The sequence below is a fragment of the Streptomyces triticisoli genome (genome assembly GCF_003270085.1).
Taxonomy (GTDB): domain Bacteria; phylum Actinomycetota; class Actinomycetes; order Streptomycetales; family Streptomycetaceae; genus Streptomyces; species Streptomyces triticisoli.
The window spans coordinates 20,424-28,079 of record NZ_QFDQ01000052.1 but is presented as its reverse complement, the minus strand read 5'-3'; the positions used below and the strand labels follow the sequence as shown (position 1 = coordinate 28,079).

The following is a 7,656-nucleotide window of genomic DNA, read 5'->3' as shown; positions in this document are numbered from 1 at the left end:
GTGCCGCACCCCGGCGGCGGACTCGGCGAGTCGCCGTTGCCCGCGCCGGGCGGCCAGCCGCGCCCAGGCGGCGGCCCAGCCGAGGGCGAGGGCCGCGAGGACCGCCGCGTTCGCGACGAGGGACGCCTCTCCGGGAGCGGGGAACTGCTCGAAGGCCACGAGGACCGCCGCGACCGGCGCGGTGACGAGGACGAGCTCGGGAAGCCGGACGAGCCAGTACAGCAAGCCCATGACCAGGCCCACCTGCACCAGGCCGACCCAGTCCGGACCGCACGGAACCGCGTCGCTGCACACCGGTTCCGGCTCCGCGCCGACCGCCGCGGCCACGGTGACGAACAGCGCCAGAGCGGACCACAACGGCCTCGCCCAGGGCGCCGGGCCGGCCTTCCGCCAGGCCGCGGCGTCGACGGAGCGCCAGTCGGGAATGTCTGCGGGGACGGCCCCCGACGGTATCGGAACCGGGTTCTCGGACATCCGAGGATTATGCGGCAGGCCGGCCACCTGTTCTCACCTGCCCTCGGCGGCCCTCACCGGGGCGATCGGCCCGCCTGGTCGATTCCCGCCAGGTGGCAGGACTCCGATCCCCGGCCACACCGGTTGCCACCGGGCGCTCGTCAGTACGTCGTCCAGTACGGCGGTGAACACTCCGGTCGCCGCCCGCGCCCCGGCACAGTGTCCCGCGGAGGGATGCCGCAAGCGGTTCCGCCGCCGCGACCAGGGTGAGCGTCGACCAGGCGCCGGCCTCGCCGTCGTTGCCGTTCACCAGGCCGAGCCGGCCATGGCGTCGCGCGCGGCGGTCGGCGCGGCGGTCGGCGCGGCGAGTCCGATGTCGTCCGTCCGGCCACGGACGACGGTGAGGACCGGCTGCGCAACGGTGGCCTCGGTGTGCTCGTCCAGGCGTCGGGCGCTGCCGCCGTCCTCTCCGGAAGCACTCGGGGCGCGGCGGGGACGGGCCGGTCGCGCGGGCGGGGCGGGCGCTCAGGGCGGAGTCGCTCCGGCGGCACGGGGCGGCCTGGGTGTCAGCGCCTGACCACGTGCAGGTCGGCCTCGATCCGGGCCACGGTCGCAAGGAGCGAGGGCAGCAGGTCCCGGCGTACGGAGTCGACGGAGTTGCGGCTCGCGTGCACGGGGATGTTGACGGCGGCGACGACGGTGCCGTCCCCGTCGCGGACCGGGGCGGCCACGCTGCGCAGCCCCACCTCGAGCTCCTGGTCCAGGATGGCGTACCCCTGCTTGCGGATCCGCTGGAGTTCGGCGCGCAGCTGCGCCGGGGAGACGATGGTGCGGGAGGTCAGCGGGTGCAGTTCGCACCTGGCGAGGTGCTGGTCGATCCGCTCGTCCGGGAGGTGGGCGAGCAACACCCGCCCGACCGAGGTGACATGGGCGGGGAAGCGGGTGCCGACGGTGATGGTGGCCGTCATGATGCGGCTGGTGGGCACTCGGCTGACGTAGACGATGTCGTCGCCGTCGAGCACGCAGAGGGAGGAGGACTCGCGGACCTCGGCGACCAGCTTCTCGAGATGGGGCTGGGCGATGTCGGGCAGTGAGGAGCCGGCGAGGTAGGCGTAGCCGAGTTCCAGGACACGCGGGGCGAGGCGGAACAGCCTCCCATCGGTGGTGACATAGCCGAGGTCGGCGAGGGTGAGCAGGAAGCGCCGGGCAGCCGCGCGGGTCAGGTCGCAGATGCGGGCGACGTCGCTGAGGGTCAGTTCGCGGCGCTCGCCGTCGAAGGCGCGGATGACGGCGAGCCCACGCTCCAGGGACTGTACGAAATACGCTTCCCGTTCCTGACCACCCATCAGCGACCTTCCCCGTTTGCATGCCGAACGCCGGTGCGGTGGCAGAACGCTATGGCAGCGGCCGATGGCCGTCAAATGGCGCCGGACTGCGGGCGACCGACAGGTCCTGCCGGTCGAAGGCCGTCCTTTTCAGGAGCGATCCGGGGTTGGCGGTCCAGAGTTGTTGAAAGTTGCCCTGTCAAGGGGTTGACCTGCCACGGGGCGAACCATAGGTTCCCGGCAAGAACTTTCGTTCGGTCTGCGCACACATACCGAAAAGCGCATTCTTCGAGGAGGCCTCGTGCGTCGTCTGCCAGCCGGAGTCGCTGCCGCCGCATTGCTCACGTTCACCGTGACGGCTTGCGGTTCGCCCGAATCCGGGTCCTCCGGCAAGTCGTCCGACGGCACCACCGCCGTGAAGGTCGGCGTGATCCCCATCGTCGACGTGGCCCCGATCTACCTCGGTCAGAAGCAGGGTTTCTACAAGAAGCACGGCCTCGACCTCACGCTGGAGTCCGGCCAGGGCGGCGCCGCGATCGTGCCGGGCGTGGCCAGCGGCCAGTTCCAGTTCGGGTTCAGCAACACGACCTCGCTCATGATCGCCCAGAGCCAGAACGTTCCGGTGCGGGGCGTCGCCAACGGCGTGGCCTCGACCGGGAAGGAGGGTGCCGACTTCGGCGGCGTCGTCGTCAAGGGCGACAGCCCGATCAAGTCGGCCAAGGACCTGGCCGGGAAGAAGGTCGCGGTCAACACGCTGAAGAACATCGGCGACACCTCCGTGCGGGAATCCGTGCGCAAGGCCGGCGGCGACCCCGAGAAGGTCCAGTTCGTGGAGCTCGCCTTCGACCAGATGCCCGCCGCGCTGAACTCCGGCCAGGTCGACGCCGCCTGGGTCGTCGAGCCCTCGCTCGCCGTCGTCAAGGGCGAGGGCGGCCGGGTCGTCGCCTCCAACTTCGTCGACATCTCGCCCGACCTCACCGTCGCCCTCTACTTCACCTCCGACAAGGTGGCCCAGCAGGATCCGGAGCTGGTGAAGAAGTTCGCCGAGGCGACCCGCGAATCCCTCGCCTACGCCAACAACCACCCCGACGAGGTCCGCGAGATCCTCTCCACCTACACCAAGATCCCCGAGAAGACGCTGAAGGCCATGACGCTCCCCAGCTGGCCCGAGGAGCCGAACCGCGCCTCCCTCGAGCGGCTGGGCGAACTCGGCCAGAAGGACGGCCTGTTCAAGGAGGCCCCCGACCTGGACAAGCTGCTGCCGTGACAGAGACACCCGTGACATCCGTGAAGACCGCCGTCCCGGGCGCGCGCCGCCCGGGACCGGGGAACGCCCTGCTGGGTCTCGCCGGCCTCGGCGGCTTCCTCGCGCTGGCCGAGGCGGTGCCCCGCCTCGGCCTCGTGTCCCCCGACTACCTGCCGCCCGCCAGCACGATCGCCGTCGCCCTGGTGGGGGAGATGTCCGACGCCGCCTTCTGGACGGCGCTCGGCGACACCCTCACCGGCTGGGCTCTCGGGCTGCTCATCGCCACCGTCGCGGGCGTCGCCACCGGCGTGCTGATCACCGTGGTCCCGTATCTGCGCGAGGCGACGGCCAGCACCGTCGAATTCCTGCGGCCGATCCCCTCGGTGGCGCTGATCCCCCTGGCCGTGCTGCTCTTCGGCACCGATCTCCGCTCCACGCTGCTGCTGGTCGTCTACGCCGCCTTCTGGCAGGTCCTCGTCCAGGTCCTGTACGGAGTCCAGGACCTGGACCCCGTCGCGGAGGAGACCGCCCGCTCCTACGGCCTGGGGACCTGGGCCCGGATCCGTCATGTGCTGTGGCCCACCGCCCTGCCGTACGTCATGACCGGCGTGCGGCTCGCGGCGGCCGTCGCGCTCGTGCTCGCGATCACCGCCGAACTCATCATCGGCACGCCCGGCCTGGGCTCCCGCATCGCCGTCGCACAGACCTCCCACGCCGTCCCCGACATGTACGCGCTGGTCGCCGTCACCGGGCTGATCGGCGTCCTGATCAACCTGGGCGCCCGTGCCGTCGAACGCCGCTCGCTGGCCTGGCACCAGTCCGTCCGGGGCGAGGTGACCACATGAGACGCCTGACCCTGCGGACCGCGGCCCTGCGGCTGCTGCTCGCCGTCGGCCTGCCCGTCCTCCTCGCGAGCGCCTGGTGGTTCGCCTCCGCCGGCAGCACCGACGTCTACTGGCCGCCGCTGAGCACCATCCTGGAGACCGGGCGCGAGGTGTGGACCGCCGAGCGTATCGCCGCGGACGTGGTGCCCAGCGTCACCCGGCTGCTCCTCGGCTACGCCGGCGCGGCCGTCCTCGGCGTGGCACTCGGCATCGTCATCGGCTCCTTCCCGCGCGTGCGGGCCACCACCGAACCGGTGCTGGAGTTCCTGCGCGCCGTGCCGCCGCCCGTCCTGGTGCCCGTCATCATGCTCTTCGCCGGGATCGGCGACACGATGAAGATCGTCGTCATCGTCTCCGGATGCGTCTGGCCGGTGCTGCTCAACACCGTCGAGGGCGTACGGGCCATCGACGGCGTGCTGGCCGACACGGCCCGGTCGTACGGCATCGAGGGCCGCGCGCGCCTCGGCCACCTGGTGCTGCGCTCCGCCAGCCCGCAGATCTTCGCGGGACTGCGGCAGGCGCTGTCGATCGGCGTCATCCTGATGGTCATCAGCGAGATGTTCGCGGCCAGCAACGGACTCGGCTTCGCCATCGTCCAGTTCCAGCGCAGCTTCGCCATCCCGGGCATGTGGAGCGGCATCCTGCTCCTCGGACTGCTCGGCGTGCTGCTCGCCCTGGTGTTCCAGATGGTCGAACGCCGGGCCCTGGCCTGGTACCACGGCCTGCGCCGGTCCCGGAGGGCGTCATGAGCAAGGAAAGCGGCGTGAAGGCCGGAAAGGGACAGCACATGCTCGACGTAAGAGGCCTGCGGAAGGTCTACGAGGGACACGGCCGGCACGTCGAGGCGGTGCGCGACCTCACCTTCTCCCTCGACGCCGGCGAACTGGTCTGCCTCGTGGGCCCGTCCGGCTGCGGCAAGACGACGCTCCTGAAGTGCATCGCCGGCCTGCTCGAACCCACCTCCGGGGAAGTCCTGCTGCAGGGCGACCGGATCACCGGCCCGCCGCCCGGCATGGCCGTCGTGTTCCAGGAGTACGGCCGCAGCCTCTTCCCCTGGCTGCGGGTGCGCGACAACGTCGAGCTGCCGCTGCGCCAGAAGAAGCACCTGACGAAGGCCCGCCGCCGTGAACTGGTCGAGCACGCCCTGCACGCCGTCGGCCTCGAAGACGCCGCGGGCGCCTACCCCTGGCAGCTCTCCGGCGGCATGCAGCAGCGCGTCGCCATCGCCCGAGCCGTCGCGTACGAACCCGAAGTACTTCTGATGGACGAGCCGTTCGCGGCCGTCGACGCCCAGACCCGCGCCGACCTCGAGGACCTGATCCGGCGGCTGTGGCAGGAGCTCGGGGTGACCGTCCTCTTCGTCACCCACGACATCGACGAGGCCGTCTACCTCGGCGAGCGGGTCGTCATCCTGTCGTCGTCCCCGACCGTGGTCCAGGAACAGCTGACGATCGACCTCCCGGCCGAACGCGACCAGCTGCACACCCGGGCGGACCCGCGCTTCACGGAACTCCGTACGCGGGTGTACGAGCAGATCCAGGCGGCGAAACGGGCGACGGGCGCCCTGCCGCTCCAGAAGACGGACACGGACGCGGACACCGTGCCGCCTGCCGCGGCACCGGGCCACAAGGCCTGACCGGGCCCGGCTCCGGGGCCCCGCACCGTTCATCCGCCGACGGCGCCCGGGAACGGTCCCGGACGCCGTCGGCCGGGTTCACTCCGTGTGGACCGCCTCCCCCGCGACCAGCGTGAGCACCGAGCGGGTGCCGGCCACGTCCGCGTCCGGGGCGAACAGGTCCCGGTCGAGGACGGCGAGGTCCGCCGCCATGCCCTCGCGCACCAGGCCGGCCTCGTCGTCGTTGCCGTTCACCCAGGCCGAGCCGGCGGTGTAGGCGCGCAGGATGTCGGTGAGGTCCAGCCGTTCCCCGGGCCCGAACGGGCGGTCGGCGCCCGGCCAGTCGGCGTTCGTCGAGCCGGGCGGTTCGGTGCGGTGCACGGCGACGTGCATGGCCTGCCACGGGTCGGCCGTGGTGACCGGCCAGTCGCTGCCGCCGGCGAGCCGGGCGCCGCTGTCCAGCAGCCGGCGGAAGGGGTACTGCCGCCGGGCGCGCCGCTCGCCCAGGACCGGATCGACCAGTTCGTCGGACTGCTGGTGGTGGGTCGCCCACAGCGACTGGACGTTGGCCGTCACCCCCAGTTCGGCGAAGCGGCCGATGTCCGCGTCGTCGATCAACTGCACATGGGCGATGTGGTGGCGCCGGTCGCGCGGCCCGCCCGCGCGGACGGCGGCCTCGACCGCGTCCAGGCACTCGCGCACCGCCCGGTCGCCGATCGCGTGGAAGTGCACCTGGAAACCGGCCGCGTCCAGCCGGGTCACCGCCTCGGCGAGCAGGCCGGCGGGCACGTTGGAGTGGCCGAGGTTGCCGGTGGCGCACCCGCAGGAGTCCAGGTACGGCTCCAGCAGGGCGCCGGTGCCGTTCTCCAGCACACCGTCCTGCATGATCTTCACCGCGGCGGCCCGGAAGCGGCGGCCGGGCTCGCCGCGGCGGGCCACCAGATCCTCCAGCTGCTCCAGGCCGCGGTCGCGGTCCCACCACAGGGCTCCGGTGACCCGGGCCTTCAGCAGGCCCTCGGCGTCCGCCCGCCGGTAGGCGGCGAGCGTGTCGCCCGCCCCGCCGTAGGCGCCGACGATGGCGTCCTGCCAGCCGGTGATGCCGTACCGGAAGAGGTGGGTCTGCGCGTGGCGGAGCGCGGCGAGCTGCTCCTCGACGGTGTCCGGCGGGAGCAGCCGGGCCACCAGGTCCATCGCGCTCTCGTGCAGCACCCCGGTGGGCCGGCCCGCCGCGTCGCGCTCGATCCGCCCGGCCGGCGGGTCCGGTGTGCCGGCGTCGATCCCGGCGCGCTCCAGCGCCGCCGAGTTGACCCACGCCGAGTGGTGGTCGGAGTTGGGCAGGAAGACGGGCCGGTCCGGGACGACCGCGTCCAGCGGTTCCCTGGTGGGCCAGCCGCCGGGGAAGCAGTCCATGCCCCAGCCGCCGCCCAGGATCCACGGCTGTCCGGGGTGGGCGGCCGCGTACTCCCGTACGGTCGCGACGCAACTCGCGGCGTCGGTGGCCCCGGTGAGATCGCAGCGCAGTGCTTCCAGGGCGCCCCAGACGGGGTGGATGTGCGCGTCCTGGAGGCCGGGTACGACGGTGCGGCCGGCCAGGTCGACCGCTTCGGCCGGCCGGCCGGCGGCCCGGCGTACCTCGGTGTCGGAGCCGACGGCCGTGATCCGGCCGCCGTCCACGGCGACGGCCGTCGCGTACGGGCGCCGCGGGTCGCCGGTCCACACCCGGCCGCCGTGCAGGACGAGGGTCATGCTCCCGCCTTGTGGGTGCGCAGCACGTACACCTTGCGCAGGGTCTCGTGGACCTGCCACGTGCCGCGCCAGCCCGCCGGCATGGCCAGGGTGGAGCCCGGCCGCAGTTCGACGGCCTCACCGCCGTCGGTGCGGACGGTGGCGGACCCGGTCAGCACCTGGCAGACCTCGTCGTAGCCGTCGCGGGTGGCGGTGAAGTGGCCGGGGTCGCACTCCCAGACGCCGACCTCCGCGAGCCCGTCGGGGGACTGCCACAAGGTGCGGGTGGTCTCCCGCTGACCGGTGGTGCTGGTGGGCTTGGGACGTGCGGGGGGCAGGTCGGCACTCGCCGCGTCGGCCAGGAAGGCGACGGCGGGGACGGCGGTGGTGGTGTCCATGAGGGGGGCT

Annotated in this window: 7 protein-coding genes and 1 pseudogene; 4 read left to right on the top strand and 4 right to left on the bottom strand. The window is 72.7% G+C overall.

The window, feature by feature from the left end:
* Both DEP02_RS09430 and DEP02_RS09425 read right to left on the bottom strand, forming a co-directional pair.
* Window positions 1-474 (bottom strand): annotated as a pseudogene (locus tag DEP02_RS09430) (hypothetical protein); the annotation flags it as partial.
* 545 nt (window positions 475-1,019) lie between these two features.
* Entirely contained in the window at window positions 1,020-1,799 is a 780-nt protein-coding gene (locus tag DEP02_RS09425; RefSeq protein ID WP_112466886.1) for an IclR family transcriptional regulator domain-containing protein, read from the bottom strand.
* Window positions 1,800-2,079: 280 nt separating this feature from the next.
* On the opposite strand from DEP02_RS09425, the gene DEP02_RS09420 reads away from it, so the two are divergent.
* From DEP02_RS09420 to DEP02_RS09405, 4 genes are read left to right on the top strand one after another with little or no spacing between them, the layout of a single operon-like run.
* Window positions 2,080-3,045, top strand: a complete 966-nt coding sequence (locus tag DEP02_RS09420) for an ABC transporter substrate-binding protein (RefSeq protein ID WP_112466885.1) — start codon at window positions 2,080-2,082, stop codon at window positions 3,043-3,045.
* 20 nt (window positions 3,046-3,065) lie between these two features.
* Complete coding sequence (locus tag DEP02_RS09415) at window positions 3,066-3,869, top strand: ABC transporter permease (RefSeq protein WP_438947740.1); 804 nt, start codon at window positions 3,066-3,068, stop codon at window positions 3,867-3,869.
* Complete coding sequence (locus DEP02_RS09410; RefSeq protein WP_198668361.1) at window positions 3,866-4,657, top strand: ABC transporter permease; 792 nt, start codon at window positions 3,866-3,868, stop codon at window positions 4,655-4,657. The genes DEP02_RS09415 and DEP02_RS09410 overlap by 4 nt, the downstream gene beginning before the upstream one ends.
* A 38-nt stretch (window positions 4,658-4,695) precedes the next feature.
* Window positions 4,696-5,544: an ABC transporter ATP-binding protein gene (locus DEP02_RS09405; RefSeq protein ID WP_112466888.1), complete on the top strand. Its 849-nt coding sequence runs from the start codon at window positions 4,696-4,698 to the stop codon at window positions 5,542-5,544.
* Window positions 5,545-5,622: 78 nt separating this feature from the next.
* On the opposite strand, the gene DEP02_RS09400 is transcribed toward DEP02_RS09405, so the two are convergent.
* Both DEP02_RS09400 and DEP02_RS09395 read right to left on the bottom strand, forming a co-directional pair.
* Window positions 5,623-7,269, bottom strand: a complete 1,647-nt coding sequence (locus DEP02_RS09400; protein WP_112466884.1) for an amidohydrolase — start codon at window positions 7,267-7,269, stop codon at window positions 5,623-5,625.
* A complete protein-coding gene (locus DEP02_RS09395; RefSeq protein ID WP_112466883.1) occupies window positions 7,266-7,646 on the bottom strand; it encodes a cupin domain-containing protein in 381 nt (126 codons plus the stop codon). The genes DEP02_RS09400 and DEP02_RS09395 overlap by 4 nt, the downstream gene beginning before the upstream one ends.
* Window positions 7,647-7,656 lie beyond the last annotated feature (10 nt).

Coding starts and splice junctions, on each gene's coding strand:
- DEP02_RS09425 (WP_112466886.1), bottom strand. CDS start 1,799: ATGGGTGGTCAGGAACGGGAAGCGTATTTCGTACAGTCCCTGGAGCGT.
- DEP02_RS09400 (WP_112466884.1), bottom strand. CDS start 7,269: ATGACCCTCGTCCTGCACGGCGGCCGGGTGTGGACCGGCGACCCGCGG.
- DEP02_RS09405 (WP_112466888.1), top strand. CDS start 4,696: ATGCTCGACGTAAGAGGCCTGCGGAAGGTCTACGAGGGACACGGCCGG.
- DEP02_RS09410 (WP_198668361.1), top strand. CDS start 3,866: ATGAGACGCCTGACCCTGCGGACCGCGGCCCTGCGGCTGCTGCTCGCC.
- DEP02_RS09395 (WP_112466883.1), bottom strand. CDS start 7,646: ATGGACACCACCACCGCCGTCCCCGCCGTCGCCTTCCTGGCCGACGCG.